At 31.0% G+C, this 18,998-nt stretch carries 19 protein-coding genes; 5 read left to right on the forward strand and 14 right to left on the reverse strand.

The features are described from left to right. Positions 1-237 precede the first annotated feature (237 nt). A complete protein-coding gene (locus ACWJJT_RS08420) occupies positions 238-1,263 on the forward strand; it encodes a DUF3048 domain-containing protein (protein ID WP_462954368.1) in 1,026 nt (341 codons plus the stop codon). Positions 1,264-1,330: 67 nt separating this feature from the next. On the opposite strand, the gene ACWJJT_RS08425 is transcribed toward ACWJJT_RS08420, so the two are convergent. Beyond that, complete coding sequence (locus tag ACWJJT_RS08425; protein ID WP_462954369.1) at positions 1,331-1,765, reverse strand: hypothetical protein; 435 nt, start codon at positions 1,763-1,765, stop codon at positions 1,331-1,333. Positions 1,766-2,269: 504 nt separating this feature from the next. Here ACWJJT_RS08425 and ACWJJT_RS08430 point away from each other — a divergent pair. After that, positions 2,270-3,397 (forward strand): ABC transporter ATP-binding protein, encoded by a 1,128-nt coding sequence (locus ACWJJT_RS08430; protein WP_462954370.1) that lies wholly within the window; start codon positions 2,270-2,272, stop codon positions 3,395-3,397. Then, a complete protein-coding gene (locus ACWJJT_RS08435) occupies positions 3,397-4,989 on the forward strand; it encodes an ABC transporter permease/substrate-binding protein (RefSeq protein WP_462954371.1) in 1,593 nt (530 codons plus the stop codon). Before ACWJJT_RS08430 ends, ACWJJT_RS08435 begins: the two co-directional genes overlap by 1 nt. 73 nt (positions 4,990-5,062) lie before the next feature. On the opposite strand, the gene ACWJJT_RS08440 is transcribed toward ACWJJT_RS08435, so the two are convergent. Both ACWJJT_RS08440 and ACWJJT_RS08445 read right to left on the reverse strand, forming a co-directional pair. Next, positions 5,063-6,538, reverse strand: coding sequence for a 4Fe-4S dicluster domain-containing protein (locus ACWJJT_RS08440; RefSeq protein WP_462954372.1), 1,476 nt, complete (start codon positions 6,536-6,538; stop codon positions 5,063-5,065). Positions 6,539-6,720: 182 nt separating this feature from the next. Next, the gene (locus tag ACWJJT_RS08445; RefSeq protein WP_462956761.1) at positions 6,721-6,924 is read right to left on the reverse strand and encodes a cob(I)yrinic acid a,c-diamide adenosyltransferase; all 204 of its coding nucleotides are present in this window, start codon (positions 6,922-6,924) and stop codon (positions 6,721-6,723) included. Positions 6,925-7,128: 204 nt separating this feature from the next. Between ACWJJT_RS08445 and ACWJJT_RS08450 the strand changes: the two genes are divergently transcribed. Continuing rightward, positions 7,129-8,049, forward strand: a complete 921-nt coding sequence (locus ACWJJT_RS08450) for a polysaccharide deacetylase family protein (RefSeq protein WP_462954373.1) — start codon at positions 7,129-7,131, stop codon at positions 8,047-8,049. Between the two features lie 28 nt (positions 8,050-8,077). Here the strand turns inward: ACWJJT_RS08450 and ACWJJT_RS08455 are convergent, their stop codons facing one another. From ACWJJT_RS08455 to ACWJJT_RS08470, 4 genes are all read right to left on the reverse strand, one after another. Beyond that, complete coding sequence (locus ACWJJT_RS08455) at positions 8,078-9,541, reverse strand: hypothetical protein (RefSeq protein WP_462954374.1); 1,464 nt, start codon at positions 9,539-9,541, stop codon at positions 8,078-8,080. A 37-nt stretch (positions 9,542-9,578) separates the two neighbouring features. Beyond that, positions 9,579-10,964, reverse strand: coding sequence for a HAMP domain-containing sensor histidine kinase (locus ACWJJT_RS08460; RefSeq protein WP_462954375.1), 1,386 nt, complete (start codon positions 10,962-10,964; stop codon positions 9,579-9,581). 4 nt (positions 10,965-10,968) lie between these two features. After that, on the reverse strand, positions 10,969-11,658 hold the full coding sequence (locus ACWJJT_RS08465) for a response regulator transcription factor (protein WP_462954376.1): 690 nt from the start codon (positions 11,656-11,658) through the stop codon (positions 10,969-10,971). Between the two features lie 362 nt (positions 11,659-12,020). Beyond that, a complete protein-coding gene (locus tag ACWJJT_RS08470) occupies positions 12,021-13,451 on the reverse strand; it encodes an amino acid permease (protein WP_462954377.1) in 1,431 nt (476 codons plus the stop codon). 378 nt (positions 13,452-13,829) lie between these two features. Here ACWJJT_RS08470 and murI point away from each other — a divergent pair, with 378 nt between their 5' ends. Then, positions 13,830-14,675, forward strand: coding sequence for a glutamate racemase (murI, locus tag ACWJJT_RS08475; RefSeq protein WP_462954378.1), 846 nt, complete (start codon positions 13,830-13,832; stop codon positions 14,673-14,675). Between the two features lie 52 nt (positions 14,676-14,727). Here the strand turns inward: murI and ACWJJT_RS08480 are convergent, their stop codons facing one another. The 7 genes from ACWJJT_RS08480 to ppaX form a co-directional block, all read right to left on the reverse strand. Beyond that, complete coding sequence (locus ACWJJT_RS08480; RefSeq protein WP_462954379.1) at positions 14,728-14,955, reverse strand: hypothetical protein; 228 nt, start codon at positions 14,953-14,955, stop codon at positions 14,728-14,730. Positions 14,956-15,127: 172 nt separating this feature from the next. Then, complete coding sequence (locus tag ACWJJT_RS08485; RefSeq protein ID WP_462954380.1) at positions 15,128-15,973, reverse strand: DUF1186 domain-containing protein; 846 nt, start codon at positions 15,971-15,973, stop codon at positions 15,128-15,130. Positions 15,974-16,252: 279 nt separating this feature from the next. After that, the gene (locus ACWJJT_RS08490; protein ID WP_216303228.1) at positions 16,253-16,387 is read right to left on the reverse strand and encodes a cyclic lactone autoinducer peptide; all 135 of its coding nucleotides are present in this window, start codon (positions 16,385-16,387) and stop codon (positions 16,253-16,255) included. Between the two features lie 20 nt (positions 16,388-16,407). After that, positions 16,408-17,049: an accessory gene regulator ArgB-like protein gene (locus ACWJJT_RS08495; RefSeq protein ID WP_462954381.1), complete on the reverse strand. Its 642-nt coding sequence runs from the start codon at positions 17,047-17,049 to the stop codon at positions 16,408-16,410. Continuing rightward, on the reverse strand, positions 17,033-17,518 hold the full coding sequence (locus ACWJJT_RS08500; protein ID WP_462954382.1) for a hypothetical protein: 486 nt from the start codon (positions 17,516-17,518) through the stop codon (positions 17,033-17,035). Before ACWJJT_RS08500 ends, ACWJJT_RS08495 begins: the two co-directional genes overlap by 17 nt. 130 nt (positions 17,519-17,648) lie before the next feature. After that, positions 17,649-18,203, reverse strand: a complete 555-nt coding sequence (locus tag ACWJJT_RS08505; RefSeq protein ID WP_462954383.1) for a DUF5317 family protein — start codon at positions 18,201-18,203, stop codon at positions 17,649-17,651. A 50-nt stretch (positions 18,204-18,253) separates the two neighbouring features. Next, a complete protein-coding gene (ppaX, locus tag ACWJJT_RS08510) occupies positions 18,254-18,898 on the reverse strand; it encodes a pyrophosphatase PpaX (protein WP_462954384.1) in 645 nt (214 codons plus the stop codon). Between the last annotated feature and the right edge of the window lie 100 nt (positions 18,899-18,998).

An 18,998-nucleotide genomic window follows, 5' to 3' on the forward strand; every position in this document is an offset into this window, starting at 1 on the left:
TTATAATAATATGACAATTTACATTATTATTATACCATTTCCAACAAAAAAACACTACATTGCTAATTAGTTACATGAGCTATGCCCGCGGTGGTTTTTATGAGCAAAGCGAATTTAATCCTCCTATGTCATTTTTAGTTTTTGTATTATTCTATATACACGATATTTCGAATAGATTAAAATAGAGGAATGAATGTAATGACGTTTTCCTCTAAAATTAACTAAGGAGATGTTGCTTTGAAAAACAAATCTAAACTATTATTATGTATAATTATTTCAATAAGCTTTATTTCGCAGGGTTGTAGCAAAAAAGCTGAATCTATTGCTACGCCAAACCAATCAAACCCTAAAAAAACAGAATCCCCTGTAAAGACCTCACAAAAGTACTTCTCTCCTTATACAGGTGAAGATGTAAAAAAAGAAATATTAGATAATATTGCTGTGCTTGTGGTAGTAGAAAATTCAGTAGCTGCAAGACCTCAATCGGGTTTGAATGCTGCGGATATAGTTTATGAGACCCTGGCCGAAGGTGGCACACCTAGATTTATTGCATTATTTCAAAAAAACAACGCTGAAAAGGTTGGACCAATTAGAAGTGCCAGGTCTTACTTTTTAGATATTTCAAAAGAATATAACCTGCCCTTTGCTCACTGTGGTGGAAGTTCGGAAGCTCTTGTTAAAATAAAAGATGAAAACTTAATGAGTATGAATGAAATGACACATGCTTCTACTTATTGGAGAGATTCCATGCGAAAGGCTCCTCATAATCTTTATACCTCCACCGAAAAATTAAGAGAACTTGTTAAAAGAAAAGATTTTGTCAAAACTCCTACTGTAAAATTAAAATTTGACAAAAGCTATTGGGATAACGCTAAATCGCCAAAAGCTATAGATGTACTTTTAAAAATAAACAAGAATTACAACACTAGTTACAACTATAAGGGTGGGCTTTACCTCAAAAGCATGGATGGTAAATCGTCAACTAATAAAGAGAATAAGCTTCCCTTATCATTTAAAAACATAGTGGTACAAATCACCTCCATTAAAAAACAAGCAGATGGACAACATTTAGACATTGCTCTTGTAGGCAAGGGGGATGGTTATGTTATTAGTAATGGTAAATTTATAAAAATGCATTGGGCTAAAAAAGATGCCACTTCGCAAACACTTCTAACTGATGAAGATGGTAATAATTTGCCATTAAATCCTGGAAAAACTTGCTGGAACATTGTAGATAAAAATACCATTGTAGATATTAAGTAAATTATAAGGTTAGGCGAAAAAAAGACTTGCCTCGTATAATGAGACAAGTCTTTTTGTTGTTTTTCGATTAAGCTTTTTGAATTTTTCCATCAATTTCTTCCTGATTAGTTGTTTCTACAATATCTTCTTCATGAAAATATTCTTCTTCAATATCTTCTTCAACAATATCATTGCAAATCTCAGCTTTAGTTAAGCATATTAAACATTTTGAAACTTTTTTGTTTACTACACCCACTCCTAATAGAAGAAATGCGATACCTCCATATATTGCAACTGGTTCAAATATTCCTGGCAACAATTGTGATGGCACTAACGCATCCCTTACAGTAGCGGCAGAATAACCCTGAGCTACAGCTTGATTAAAGTTAGTTCTATATAAGAAAACATTATTAACTAATAATGCAACTCCCATAATTGCAACAACTGAAGCGACAACATACAAAGTAATTGAAATAGCAGATTTTCCTGATTTTTTAGACGCATTTTTTGCCTTGATTTTCATAGTAATTCGTCCCCATTTCCGCCATTAAAGGCTATATTATAATTTCGTTTTAATACTGATATTATTTTGCAGCACTTCTGCTTCTTTTAATAATAGTAACAAATAATTGTTGCATTTAAGTGTCAATATTGTGAACAATTTATAACTAGGGTTTCCAAGTTTTAAAACAACCGTGCGTACATCATTTTCTGTGGAATCCTCAGGCAACATATCTTCTATATTGCCGTGAAGTTCGGACCTTACATCTCCTCTTGTATCTTCTGATAATAAATAACCTATATTCGGACCCTACAAAAGACCATATCGCCAGTAATGGTACTATTATCTAGCATATGTTCCATTTTTATCCGTATATCACCTATACCCCAATATTGACAGACCTGTCACATTTATTCTCAATTTATGGAGTTTTGTAAACAGACAATCCTATGATACCATATAGGTTGTTAGTTTTAATTAATAAAATTTGACTGACATTCTATTATTTTATTGAGGAGAGGTTATATGTTAGAGTTTAGGAATATAAGGAAGGTTTTTAAGGGCAAAACCGTAATTAACGACATTAGTTTTACTGTAAATAAGGGAGAATTTGTAGTTATAGTAGGGCAAAGTGGTTGCGGTAAAACCACAACCTTAAAATTGATTAATAGGTTAATTTCACCAACATCAGGGAGCATACACTTGGATGGTAAAAATATATTAAAGGATGATACAATTAAGCTACGACGGAATATGGGGTATGTCATACAGCAAACAGGACTTTTACCACATATGACTGTAGGAGAGAATATTGGAATAATACCAATGCTGGAAAAATGGCCAGAAGATAAAATACTTGACCGAACAACTGAACTTTTAAAGATGGTAGGAATGAAGGCAGAAGAGTATGTTGATAGATATCCATGTGAATTAAGTGGAGGTCAGCAACAAAGAATTGGGGTAGCAAGGGCCTGGGCAACAAATCCAGATGTAATTCTTATGGACGAGCCTTTTAGTGCCTTAGATCCAATTACGAGAAATCAGCTTCAAGATGAATTGTTTAATCTTCAGCAAGAGTCTAAAAAAACAATAGTTTTTGTAACTCATGATATGGATGAAGCCCTAAAGCTCGGTGATAGAATTTGTATTATGAAGGATGGAAACATTGTTCAGTATGATACCCCAGAAGAAATTTTAAATAATCCTGCTAATGATTTCGTTAAAGAATTTATAGGTAAAAATAGAATATGGCAGCAACCAGGGTTTATAAAAGCTAGGGATATTATGATTACAGAGCCAATTACAACTAGTGGCAACAGAACAGTAGTCCAAGCTTTAGAAATCATGAAGGCAAACAAAGTGGACAGCTTATTAATTATTAATAAAGAAGATAAGCTGGAAGGAATTATTACAATAAAAGACATTATAAGGAATTATATAGGTTCTATAAAGGTAAATACTATTATGGGCACAGAAATTAAAACCGTTAATTTAGATGACTCTTTAATAGATATATTAAATCTAATGAATGAACTTAAAATTGGATATGTTCCAGTTGTAGATGACAGTTCTAAATTAGTTGGATTAATTACTGAGAGTAGCTTGTTGATTGTTTTAAGCAATCAGTATATTAACCAGGAGGATGATGAATAATGGGCATATTAAATGGAATAGTTAGTTTTAAAGACTTTGTAGTTTTAAGGCAGAGTCAAATAATAGATTTAACACTTCAACATATTGAATTAACCGTATTTTCTGTGGTTATAGCCATAATTGTTGGAATCCCTTTAGGTATATTAATATCTAGAGTTAAGAATTTATCGGGGCCCGTTATAGGTTTTGCGAATTTAATACAAGCAATACCTAGTTTAGCTTTGTTAGGGTTTTTAATACCAATACTTGGAATAGGTAGTACGCCAGCAATACTTATGGTATTTTTATATTCACTACTTCCTATTATAAAAAATACCTATACTGGACTTATGAATATAAATCCAGATGTAATCGAGTCATCCAAAGGCATGGGTATGACAACTAAACAAGTACTTAAATTAGTTCAATTACCACTTGCGTTCCCAGTAATTATGACTGGTATAAGAATATCAGCAGTTACCGCTGTCGGACTTATGACAATTGCAGCATTTATAGGTGCAGGCGGACTTGGATATATGGTATTCTCAGGTGTGCAAACGGTAGATAATAATATGATTCTAGCTGGAGCAATTCCTGCATGTTTATTAGCATTGTTAATGGACTCTATTGTAGAGAAAATTGAACAAGGGGTAACACCTCCAGGAATCAGAAAAGCAGATGGAACAATTAAACTGTCTAAGAGAAATAAACATAAGTTTAGTAAAATACAAAAAATCATAGCTAGTAGTTTAGCTATGATACTGATAGCTAGCGGTGTGTATATATCCACTAAAAAAACTGACACTATTGTGGTAGGTTGTTACAACAGTTCTGAACAAATTATATTAGGTAATATACTAGCAACATTAATAGAAAAAAATACAGATATCAAAGTAGAAACACATTTAAATTTAGGAGGATCAGGGCTCGCTTATTCTGCATTAAGAACTGGTGAAATAGACATGTACCCTGAGTATACTGGCATGAGTTTAGTTGGTATTATGAAGAGGGCCCCCATTAATGATCCAGCTAAAGCTTATAAAGTTGTAAGTAATTATTACATTAAAAACTACGGTATAACTTGGCTAAAACCCTTTGGTTTTAATGATACTTATACATTATCGGTAAGACAAGACACTGCTAAAAAATACAATCTAGAGACCATTTCAGACCTTGCAAAGGTAGGAGGCAAGCTTAATCTCGGTGCTACATTAGAATTTTGCAATAGAGCAGATGGTTATTCAGGATTAACTAAAGTATATAATTTGAAATTTAAAAGTGCTAGCGCAATTGATGGAGGACTTCGGTATGCAGCCTTAGATAATAAAAAAGTAGATGCTATAGATGCTTTTAAAACCGAAGGGTTATTAAAGTCATATAACCTTAAGGTTTTAAAAGATGATAAAAACTTCTTCCCAAATTATGATTGTGTACCCATAGTTAGTAGTAAAACTCTTGAAAAACATCCAGAACTTAAACCTTTAATTAATAAATTAGGCGGCAAGATTACGAAAGAAAAAATGATAGACTTAAATTATAAAGTTGATAAGCTTTCCGAAGAACCAGCAAAGGTTGCCGAAGACTTTTTGAGAAAAAATAAATTGATTAAGTAGTATATAAAGTTATAGAATATCTTTTATAAGAAGAGGTATAGCAAAATTTTGCTATACCTCTTCTTATAAAAAATTATTTAGACATGAAGTTTTTACCACGGTGCATATCAATTTCCTCTACCTTTATTACTTTGAGTGAATCGCTAGCATCTTTTTCTAACGCTAATTTTCCGTACTTATTTACCTCATTTTTATCTCGTGAACCATGTTTAAGGGATGCCGCTCCACCTATGCATCCACCAGAACAAGCCATTCCTTCTATGAAATTGCCGTTTGATCTATTAAATTTTAATAATTTCAAGGCTTTATCACATTCAATAAGGCCGTCACAACTAATAGGTTTAAACTCAACTGAAACATTTTCAGCATCAACTAAGTGTTTTACTGCTTCGGTAAGACCACCAGCTTTAGCAAAAATCCTTCCATAATAAGAAGCATTATTCAAAGGAAGTTCTTCACACTCTTGAAGATCTATTTCAAATGCCTCAAGCATTGCCTGAAGTTCTTCAAAAGTCATTACATAATCAGTAATGCCTTTTATATCTGATTGCTTTATTTCCATTTTTTTAGCCGTACAAGGTCCAATAAATACAACTTTAGCTAAAGGATCTGTATTTTTAATGAGCTTAGAAATTGCTATCATCGGAGAAACTGTGCTTGATACATGTTTACCGAGCTCTGGGTAATTTTTCTTAATATATGAAACAAAAGCTGGGCAACAAGAGCTTGTCATAGTTTTGAGCTCCTCGATAGTTTCTATAAATTCTTTTGTTTCATTTTGAACTACCATATCTGCACCAAGGGCTGCTTCTACGACATCATAAAAGCCCATTTTTTTTATACCTGAAAGTACTTGACCAATCTTAACATCTGTAAATTGACTAGCGATTGCAGGCGCAACGACAGCATATACATGCATATTTTTATCTTCTTTTGATTTTATTAATGCATTAGTAATATCTACTACTGATGATTTATCCATAATTGCACCAAAAGGGCATTGATAAACACAAGCACCGCATTGTATACATTTATCATTATCTATTACTGCTTTTTTATCTTCATCAATACTTAATGCGCCTGCACTACAAGCTCTACGACATGGTCTCATAACATCAGAGATTGCGTTGTACGGGCAAGCAGCTTCACATTTGCCACATTCAATACATTTTTCTGTATCAATGTAAGATCTACGATTTATAGAGTGAATTGCATCCACAGGGCATACTTGAATGCATTTGTGTGTTAAACAACCTCTACAAGCTTCGGTAACCGTGAATCGTTGTATGGGACATTCATCACAAGCAATACTTATTACTTCAATAACATTTTTGTTTTTTTTACATCCGCCCATTACAAGTTTTATTCTTTCCCCAATAATTGCTCTTTCCTTATGAATACAACAACGAGTTCTTGCTTTAGGGCCTGGAACAAGAACCTTAAATAGATTTCTACCTTCTTTTTTTAGAGTTCCTTTAATCGCAAGTTTAACTACCTCTGTTATTACCTCATATTTTATAAGTTGTATATCATTATCAAAATGCTTCAAATTTATCACTTCTCCTATTTTTATAATGTAAAGTATGAATATCAAATTCTAGACACTTTTAAAAATGTGTAAAAGATATTCAATTCCTATTACCGAGAATATATATATGTATTGTTCCTAATAATTGGTTTTAGTTACATTAAAATAATATCACTATGTTAAGAAATCAGCAAGTGGGCCCCTCAAGTACCCACAATACCTTTCCTTGACAAAACACCATTGTTATAATAAGTTCTAACTTCTGGTTTATTTTTTATTAATTCCAATATACATTCTATATCCATAAATTTAAAATATAATTCTATAGTAAGCTCATCTAATACAACTACATCATATTCATTATTTTGTTTAATCCTAATTTTTTCTGAGTACTTAGCAATCGAAATTTAATTGTAATATGAAATATGTAATAAAATTGTAATAATTCTGTAATCTCTTAAATTAGAATAAGTAGTATTATAAATGTATAGATACGACAACATTTTACATATGAGTTGATGATATTGCAAATTTTGGACATGTTGTATTTAATTGTAATTTTATCTATTGTTTATTATTTGCAAATAAGCTGTTAAGGAAGTGTTAAATAAGTGTTAAATATTAATGAAAAAAAGATACTTAATAAAAGAACTATAAAAATAAATTTATTATCTGGCTGCATTTTTTTAATTTTAATAGGTGCTCTCATAATAGGTAAAAATTTTCTTAAAGAAGAAGTTAAAGCTGAACCAGTTACTGCTACAAATAATAATGCATTGCAGCATAATAATGAAACCAGTAATAAACCACCAAAAAATTATACCGTAAGTGAAGAAGGACAAAAGTACATTTATGATGCTACAAAGGTAAATGCCATAGTAAATTACAAAGAAAAAAATGATGGTAAGAAGATAGCATTTCTTACCTTTGATGATGGTCCATCTACCACTGTGACCCCCAAAATACTAGATATTCTAAAAGAGTATGATGTTAAAGCAACATTTTTTTTGATCGGAGAAAATATAGAAGAGAATGAAAAAAGTAAAGAACTTGTAAAGCGTGAATTTAATGAAGGACATGCAATAGGCAATCACACTTATTGCCATAGCCTGAATGTGTTGTTTCCTAACAACAAAATTAATATACCTGTTTTCATGAATGATGTGAAAAAAACCGAGGACGCTTTAAAAAATATTCTTGGCCAGGATTTTAATACAAATATTTTAAGGGTCCCAGGAGGATATATGTCCAGGACATATTATAAAGATCCAACTTTACCAGAGTTTGATACAATATTAAAGAAAAAGAACATGGTTAGTATAGATTGGAATGCTCAAATTAAAGATGCGGAAGGTAAGCCCAATAAAAGTCCAGAAGAGTTCCTTAGCATATTAAAGGAAGAGGTTGGAACAAAAGAAAAAGTAATTATATTGATGCATGATACTTATGGTAAAATAGGAACTGCTAATGCATTACCTCAAATTATAGAATATTTAAAGGGTCAAGGATATGAATTTAAAACAATAAAATAAGTGCTAACGCGACTAGTCGCGTTAGCACTTATTTTACTTTTTTTTGCCAATCATCCACGTAACTACCCGTAGCCCAATGAGCCATTACTGGCAGTTCTCCTGATTTAAACTTCAAAGTTAATGATTTTTCTCCAAGGTTATATCCTTTTATAGTAAAAACCATTAATTCTGTATTGGTTAGAACAACAACAAAGTCTCTATTAGGTGAGGAATAAGCATCCACTGCACTAGGAACCTTTGTTTTTATTACGTTAAAAGAAGGAAATAAATTATCATAGGTAGTTAATGATTTAGGTGTAGCATAAGGAATATCAAAATCTATAAATGAATTCTTACTATTTATTTTCGTTTCCATTCTTCCCCTTAGTATCCATCGTCCACCCCTTCTTATTACACCCCAATTAGTATCCACTTTTTTTAGATTTTCATCTTTAATGTTTTTAGGTGCGTTTAAAAGTGTACCTGCCAAAGTAGACTTTTCTATTTCCCTTCCCAGTATGCTTGTAAGTTTTATGGATTCTCCCAATAGATTATCCATAGGAAGAATTTTAAGCTGATTACTAGGGTATTTATTTTCTGAATAATTATTATTTACATCCTCTAAAGTATCAATTGAAACATAATTGCTACCTACAAATTTAATAGCCATATTACCTTCCGTTTTGGTATACTTTATTTGTTTTGAATTTGTATTTATCGGTTTCGTCGGATTAATTGGATAAGACCAAAGTACATCCTTAGCATCTCCATTTTCTATTTTCTTACTTATCCCTACCTTCCAAAATCCATCTTGCCTTGGAAGTAGCAAATCTTTAGTTTCCATAATGGGTAAAATTTTATCATTTACCGAACTAATCATTAAGGTTTTATACAAATATTTGCTAAGCCCAGCTTCCGCTTTAGGGTTTTCATACCTTAGCCCAAGTAATAATCCTGACTTAGATCTTATTTCTTTTTCTGCCTTGCTGATTAAAACTTTTGTGTTATGTTCTTTATCATATGAAGGCGTAGCACTAGAATCTTTTATTTTATGAAAATATAATAAATTGCCCTCATAATTTTTTATTAAAGTTATCTCATCCAACTTTATGTACTCATCGAAAAAAATATTATTGGAGCTAATAGTTATAATTTGCACATCTTCACTTTGTATTCCTAAACTTTTAGCACTTATTTTTACAGTATTCCAAAAATAGTTTTTAGTATTCACGGACTTAACTTTATATTTAGGTTTTTTAGAGATTTCACCATTAAAGTCAACTGTATCTTCACTAAAATATGCACTCTTTCCAATTAATTCTTTTGCCTTTTTATCATCTATTGTAGCTCCACCAATACTAACATATTTTTCTACTGTCCAACTCCCTCCTATAGGAGACACAGTGAGTTTTTTATGTAATCCTTGAGAGTTTAAATTTAATCCTGCATATTGACTCCATATAAAAATTATAATAGAAAATAAAATAAAAAATAAACATAATGCTTTTTTCACTGCGAGCCACCTCTTATATATTTAAATTAGTTATTTCTTATGCCAACGGTAAGAATATTCTAACATCTGTACCCATGCCGTGTTCACTTGAAATCTCAAGTTTACCATTGTGCATTTCTACAATTTCTTTACAAAGAGAAAGTCCTATTCCATTTTGTGACATACTTGTTCTGCCTTTGAAAAATTTTTCTGTGACTTTAGGCAAATCCGCTGGTGAAATTCCTATTCCATTGTCCTTTATAATAATGCAAATATTATTACCGGCAATGCATGCTTCGAGTGTTACATTGCCCCCTTTTTTTGTAAAATTAAAGGCGTTATCTAAAACGTTAATAATAACTTGATTCACCCTTTTTTCATCTGCAAAAACTGGAGATAAAGCCTCTTGTATTTTAACAGTAAAATTAATATTGTGACGTATTGACTTAGGCATAAACTGTTTTTCTATATAGGATATAATGCTTTGAATATTTACATATTCTTTTGTAAGTGGTACTTTTCCAGATATAAATTTAGAAAAGTCCAACAGTTCTTCCACCATTCCTGTAAGTTTATCACTTTCCTTTTCTATGATGCTAAGTCCATCTAGTATTTCTTCCTTATCTTCTAAACTACCAGAACTAATAGTTGCAGCCCAACCTTTTATAGATGTCAATGGAGTTCTAAGTTCATGAGAAACCGACGCAATAAATTCATTTTTCAACTTTTGATTTTTTTCAATTTCTTCTGCCATAAAATTAAATGTATCGGATAGTTCTCCAATCTCATCATTTCTTATTTTTTCTAGTCTTTCATTGAAGTTTCCAGACGCAAATTTCTTAGCTAGGTTTTTTACTTCCTCTAAGGGTTCCACAATAGTATTAGATATAAATATACTAGAAACACCAGAAATCACAATTACAAGAGCCCCAACTCCTAAGAAAAGAAATGTTATTTTACGAATCAGTGCATCTACCTCAGATAATGAAGTAACAAAACGCAGTACACCCTCTATTTTATTAGAGGATTTTAAGGGGTAGGAAACGTACATAAAATTTTCTTTTGTATACTTATCTTTCTTAGTAAAGGTTCCAAGTCCGCCCATCAATGCCTTTTTTACATCATCGTCTTCAATAGGTTTCTCATTAAAATTACCAATTGAATCCATTAGCATCATTCCTGAGTTATCAATAATTTGGACCTCAGCAGAGGTGTTTTTCCAAAAAATATCAGCATTATTCTCCACATTTTCCTTTAAACTTGATGAAGAAAAATAATTATTATAAAAATCAACAGACCCCTTAATTTGGCTCGAAAGCAAAGACTCCATGTTTTTGTAGTAATATTTCTCTATAGAAACCGTAAGAAAAACTTCTAAGGTAATTACCGTAAAAAAAATCACTAACAGATAACTCCAAACAAGCCTGGCTTTTATTCCTCTCAAAATATCACCTCTTTTTCCATCTATATCCAATACCCCATACTGTTTCTATATGTTTGGGTTTAGAAGGAGTATCTTCAATTTTTTCTCTAAGACGTCGTATGTTAACATCTACAATTTTAGAGTCTCCAAAGTATTCATAATTCCATACTAAGTTTAATAAATCATCTCTACTAAAAGCTTTTTCCTCATTTTCCATGAAGGCCTTCAAAATCAAGTATTCTTTAGGCGTTAAATCTAGAAGCTGGCGATTTTTATATACCTTCATTGAAACAGTATCTATGATGAAGCACCCAGAGATTAATCTCTCAGGATTTTTCTCTTCACTATGACTCATTCGTCTAAGTAGAGAGTTTGCTCTGGCAATAAGTTCTAAAGGATTAAATGGTTTTACCATGTAATCATCAGCACCATACTCAAGGCCCATTATTTTATCCATATCTTGTCCTCTAGCAGTAAGCATGATAATACCCAAATTCGGAAAATCAGCCCTTAACAATTCACAGGTTTTAAACCCATCCATACCAGGGAGTGTTATATCTAAAATTATTAAATCTGGTCGCTCCTGGTGGACTTTTTCTAAACCTTCCTCTCCAGATACAGCTTCAAGCACTAAAAAGTTATTTCTTTGGAAATTAATTTTAATAAACCCTCTAATAGATTCCTCATCTTCTATAATGAGCACTTTTTTTTCCATAATTTCACCTCTTACAATGAAAGCAATATTCTACTACAATCTGCTTTACATATTATTAGCTTTAATTATAACATAATGCAGCTATGAAATATCTGCGCACATTTTCAGAAATTTAGTTCTTTTCTTAAAATTAACTCGTAACTTTGAAAAAGTGAAACATTTAGAATTTAAGGTAGATGTATAATGTGCTCTGAAAAAAGCACTTAATCACATTAAGTGCTTTTGTTTAAATTATTTAATTTTTTTAATAATGACCAGCATATCAATCCTTTTACATTATAGATAGTAAGAGTGGCAGACCTGCAAAGGCTGCTGTCCATTTAAACAAATATCCTATTATAATTATTTATTTCATTAGCAAATTATCTTTTAATATCACTCTTAGTAAATGTTTTTGTTAAATATGTTATAAAAAATCCAAAAATTATAAATCCTACTGGTCCACCATAATTCTTTAGTATTGGAACTATTGCTTCTTTGAAACTTGTAGCTCCTGAAATATCTCCCCAGCCAGCGCCAAAGAATGCTAATACACCTAATACGAAAACAATAGTTGAAGATGTAACTACGGCCGCTTTTGATTTTAACATTACAAATGGAGGTACATTACCTTTAAGCCTAAATACTAAATATGCAGCTGCAAGGACAATATAAGGTATTGCAAGACATAAACCGGATAATGTAGTTAATGTGTTAAAAAAAGTATCTATTGAATTCAATCCTATTAGTGGTACTATTATTAATGCTGATAGGATTCCACATTGAACCCAAAGTGCATTAACTAGTGTTCCATCTTCACGTTTCTTAGTTAAAAATTTAGGAAAGGTGCCACTCGGAACCTCGGAGAACATAGCTCTAATTGGAGATTCTAACCAAACCACAAATGCGGCTATAGACGATACAGTTAAAATAAAAGCATATATTTGAACAAATATTTTACCATTTAAACCCCAGGTTTCTGCTAATATCTTATAAACAACATACCCTGCATCCTTAACACCAGCTTTGGTTATTAATTCAGGTGATGCAACTAAGCATATTGCAAGTGAACCTAGTACATATGCTCCAGCTATAAATGTAGTTGCTATAAGAACAGCCTTTGGGAAAACTTTTTTAGGATTTGCAACATCTTTAATATAAGTACCTGCCACCTCAGCCCCTGCAACAGCGAGAATCAGCCATGAGAAAGTTGAAAAATAGTCAGCATCAAACTTGGGAATAAGTGTTGTTTTTGTGAAAGTTGTAGCTGATGGTTGTTTACCAACTAATGCTCCAACAACTGCAAATAAAATAAATATAACTGTAACTGCTAAAGTTAGTTTTCCACCTAAATCACTGATTTTCGAGAATCTTTTAACTCCAGTTGTAGCTATATAAGTTAATACTACTGCTAGTCCCAATCCTATCCAAGGTAACAAATATGCATTGGCATCGTTAAATCTATTTTCACCAAAAAGAGTCCATGATACCATGACTGGTATTCTGGCAAAAACCATTTGCAAATAGAATAAATTAGCAACAAAGTATGACCAAGTACCTATAAACGCCCATCTTGGACCAATTGAACATTCTATCCAGGTGTATAAACCTCCTTCTTTGTCTTTATTAGAAGAAGCTAACTCTGCTATCATTATTGATAAAGGTAGGAAAAATAATAGGGCAACTATAAGCCATGATGGAATAGCTGCAGGTCCGAGTGCCACTGCATTTGAAGCAATATTCCCAAATCCAAATGTTGGAACAAAAATCAACATTACCAAAGTCCATAAGCCAAGTTTTTTTGTATCATTCATAATTTACCTCCCTAATTTTAGAGGTTAGTGCAATCACTAGCCTTACTTTATACAATTATACCAATATTAGTAACCTATAATCAACTACTACTTTCACTTATAAACCAATTGTTTGATTTTATTGTAAAAAATGCACCTCTCTAGTCCTCAAAATACGATATTAGCAGCCATAATGGCCTCTGTCTTTGTCCTATAACTCATAATGTAATTCTTTACGCTAAATAAACTTTATGTTATATTTACTTTAGTTTAACATATTCATTAATGGTACATAGATACCCTACATATATATAAATAAGAAAAACCAATTAAATCAAATGTGGGAGGTATTCCTAATCTTTTTCCTAAAAGACAAATTTAATTTTAAGGGGTGATATCGTGATTAATAATAATAATAATAATAATAATAATAATAATAATAATAATAATAATAGGTCTATCGGAGTTATTGATTCCGGAATAGGAGGTTTATCAGTTGTTAAAGAACTTCAACTTCTCCTTCCTTACGAGAATATAATATATTTTGGAGATAATAAAAATGTACCATACGGGAACAAAACAGTAGGCGAGATTACGAGCTTAACAAAACGTATGATTGATTTTCTAATTAGTAAAAATGTAAAGGTGATAGCAATTGCTTGTAATACAATATCCAGTATAATAGAACTATTTAGTATGGATTATGACATTAAAATAATTGGTATTATTAATCCTGTTATTGATACTATAAGTAAAAGTACAGACAAAGATGCTGTTGGTTTAATAGCTACATGTTTTACAGTAAATACTCATTGTTATAATAAAGCTCTATTAAAAGTTAATAGTAAAATACAAATTATATCAGAAGGGAGTGCAGAACTAGCAGAAATCATTGATAGTTCTGATTATAAATCTGAGGCTGTTAAGTGTATAGTAAAAAATCATATCGGAACTATTGTTACTAAAGAAAATGTTGATACTATTATTTTAGGATGCACTCATTACCCACTAATAATGGATATATTTAAGGAATGTTATCCCAATATAAACTTTATAAATCCTGCTTTACAACAATGTGCTGAGTTAAAGCAGTATTTACAAGAAAATAATATTATTAATAATGATAAGACTAACGGTTCATTTGAGATTTATACAACAGGCGATATTAAAAAGTATGAAAAAGGTGTGGATTTATTAGCACTAAGAAATCCTGACAATATCATAAAATATGTTGAAGAGAATTAATTATATAATAGAAAACAAAACAGGCAAGGATTTTGCCTGTTTTTAATGTACCTTATAAAAAATTTGAAATTTTATAACTTCCATCACTGTTATCTTCACTCTTATCCTTATTTGTTCTCACCTTACTCACATTTTCTAATGACTCAATATCAGAGTGTTTTTTAAGAACTCGATCTTTTATACTATGACTTTCTGCTATATTATTTAGCGCCCCTATCGCATTATCTTTTTGGATTTTATCACGATCTTCATTATAAGATATATTACTATTGTGTGACATAAAAAAACCTCCTCTTTTTTTAAAATTTAATACACTTATTTTAGGCTTTTTACCTTGTTGTAATACTATGAAATTCTTGGTATTTATATGAACTTGATAATGAAATAATGGTTATTGCTAAAAAAAATTATAACCTAAAAAAAACCGTAGAAATCAATCTACGGGTTTTCCTCTATTTTTTTCTTTGCTTTTTTTTTGTAGCTTTTACCTGCTTTTTTTTATTTTTATTTTTATTCATCTTGTTAATTCCTAGCATATATTGCGACTTAGACTCAATACTCTCTCTAGGAAAACATCTCCAACACCTTAACTCTTCTATAGTATCCTTAAGAAATGAATACCCTTCCTCTTTTAACTTTGGAAATTTTTCTTTATCATGGATTTTAATAGCCCCATCCACTTCTTCTAAAGAAATGCACTCCTCATCTATTAGTCCATCTTTATAAGCCTTTTTTATGTGTTCATATAATTCACTAGGACCCGCTTCACAAGAATCATATATAAGCTCATTCCAAACTTGTGAAAATTCCCGTTCAAGTTTCTCTTCAAATAAACTTTTGTAATATTCAATAACTTCACTTTGTGATATAACTCCTTCGCCCAGAAGTACAATAAAGGATTTAATCGCAGCACTTCTAACATATTCATTAACGCTGCTATCTTCTACTAATCTTTTTATTGGATCCATATCGCTTCCACAAACTGATGCTAAAATTTTGTGTAAATCCTCTGTAAGAAAATCACCAAAAATATCGTCTGAAATTTCATTTGGTAGACTAATTAAATCTATAATCGGCTCAATACTTTGCTTTTCTTTAAACTGTGCTAACAAGAAAATGGCATATATATGCGCAAAATAATTAGTTTTTTCTAAAATATCTCCATAATTTTCTTTAGCATTTTTTAATATCTCAAGTAATTCAGGTATGAACTCTTCTTTGTGGTTTATTATTTGCTTTAATTGCGCTTCTGGAAATTTCCCATTATTATATTCAATTTCTTTAAGTAATTCATTCATAAAATAAAACTCCTTCTTCATTTGATTCGTTACTAATGTATTATCTTATAATTTCTTTATAATATCAATGCTTTTTATATTTTCAAGGCCTCTCTATCACCAAGTACATTTTCACTCCCTATAATAACTTGGATAAAGGCATCAGCAATCTCTTTATCGAACTGATTATCGCTAGATCTACAAATCTCATCAATAGCTTCTTTATAAGTTTTGCTTTTATTTTAAGGTCTGCACTACTAAAAAAATAATGAGGCCAGTAAAACTGACCTCATTTCTTTATTATTTTTCTCTTAGACATTTTGGTTCTACAGGCTGATAAGTAAACCACCAACATGCTGAAGAAGCTACAGAAGCCGCCACAAATGTAGTTACTACTGCAATTAAAGTGAATAGGTGTTTATTTATTTTCTTCATACTAATTTTACCTCCTTTTCTTAATATTTATGATTTAAAAAGGTATCTACTTTACCTATTAATAAGTGTGCTGGAGCTGTAAGCGTAAATGCTTGCCATAAGATGCCTGAATATATGCATAGAGCATAAAAAAGTAGATTTATTCCACCACTATTTATATACAACAGGATAATAAATACTGAAATGATTAAATAAACACTTAAAAGTATTGTAGATCCTTTTTTCATCCGCTTTCTTTTTTCTTCTTTTACTATAGGCTTTGAAGCACTGTCCACTGGGGCTAATTTGTAAATTATGTAATAAGACCATATAAAAATCAATGTTCCTATTATTATAATTAATTTTAAATTAACCACTGAGCTCATTAAAAGCGATATTAATACCGCCCCTCCTACACATACAATTGTTCCTATGAAAGTGCAAATCCCTGGTGAACTTGCATGAACTCCTCCAGAATATTTTCTAAGAATACTTGCTGTAAAGGAAATTATTAGAGCTTCAAACGCTACATGAAACAACAATCCAAACAAAAATACAATAATTATAGAAATAAACATCTGCATTAAAGCAAAAGTGCCATAAGCAATTACCTCTCTATTATCCTCATCAAGGGATAATTCTAATGCTACTTTATTAGCAATATTATCAGATAATTTCTCCATTTATTACCTCTCTCATCTTTTTTCTTCTAGTAACATATAAATAATATGTGGATACTATAATTGCAAAAACCAGCAAGGATGGAATCCCATATAGTGTTTTTAATAAAGGTTCGCTTAACGCATACATAAAATCTGCTTTAAAGATATTATCAATTATAAAAACATTAATTCCCTCACAAATAAATTCGAGAATTACTGTCATTATACCTGCTTTTATGGATTTAATTATACTAATTTTATTTATATTAACCGTTAATACAATAATTACTATAATATTGAGAATAGCATGTACCCCATATTGAATTGGTAGTAACCTTATTAAATAAACTGCTATAATAAAAATAATACTTGATATTATATATCTTTTTATATTAATAACAGTCTTTGAAAATACATATACTGCGAAAAAAATTAGAAATCCTTCCGGCAGACCTCTAAATAAAAACTCTAACAACGTTATTTTCAACATATTTTACTTCTCCCCTAACAACCTTCTAAAATACCTATGTATATATTGTCAATTATACCATTAATATTACAAAATAGGATATAATTCTTAATATAATTCAATAAAACTTCAGATACTACTAATGCAACCCTCAGACCTCATTATGTCTGTCCGTTTCATTAATGATCTTTATGGTATTAAATATAATAATAAAGGCAAAAACTCTTATACATATATCTCCAATGCTCATAACGCTGTAACCCACATCAATTATATCTGTTAAAACCTTCAACTTAGTTGCTTCACTCCCCATAATATGTATGTCATTTACTTTCATAAAAGAATCTGGTTTTGCATAACCAGTTAAGTATGCTAAAGTTGGAAATACTGGCATCTTCCCATTATTAGCTGCTATAGCAGTATTATTCAAGGCAGTTCCAATAAAAATAAATATTGATCCAATAATTGCACTAACATTAAGCTTATATTTAATAATCAAAATCAAAAACGTTAAAAGATAAAAATAATGAAAAGTGCTGGCATACTTTATAAATGCATAATTACCATGGAATAGCATTACCTCTAAAATTACATATATTAGTACAAATGCTAATACAGGATATACTGCCCATGTCTTAAAAAGTGGTCTTACTTTGTACCCTTTTATTTTTGCAACAAAAAGAGCTAGAATTATGGATTCAATCATATATATTCCTCACATTCAAAATCTCAATATTAAATCTATTTCTCTTTAAATTATACTACTTTTTCAACCAATTTTATAAATTCTTCCATGCTGTTTACAACATAATCGGGCTCATACTTAAGAATCATGTCCATAGGCAGTGCGCTCCACCCAACAACCACGGATGTGATTTTTGCATTTTTCGCACATAAAACATCAAATGGACTATCCCCCACAAAGATGGTCTCCTCTGGCTTCCCTTTCAATTCCTTTAAAGCCATAAGTGCTGGGGTAGGATTTGGCTTATGTTGGTCTGTATCGTCTGCCCCTATAATGCTTTCAAAATAATCCATTAATCCGAAATGTTTTAATCCTTTAATGGCCGAATCATTAAAACGGGAAGTAACGATTCCAAGATTATATCCTTGTCTATGGAGCTCTATTATTCCTTCCCTTACCCCCTCGTGGATTGTAATCAACTTTTCGAAGTTACCGGTTTGGAATCTACGATAGGTTTTAATGGCTTCTTCACTGTCCTCACCAAATTCCCTATCTAATGTAATTTTTAAAATTTCTCCAAAGTTTTTAATAATCTCCTCTTTATCTACTTGCTTGTTCAAGTGCATTTTATAAGTATGCTGAAAAGATTGTATAATTAGTTCATTTGTATCTAACAAAGTCCCATCCAAATCAAACAAAATATTTCGAATCGCCATAAAATCTCCCCCTTATCTACAATAACGGAGTTACTCCGCTAATTTCATTCTACCAAAATAACAAGCATTTTAAAAGAAAAATAAAACTATATGTCCATAT

Source organism: Clostridium sp. CM041 (genome assembly GCF_055081035.1).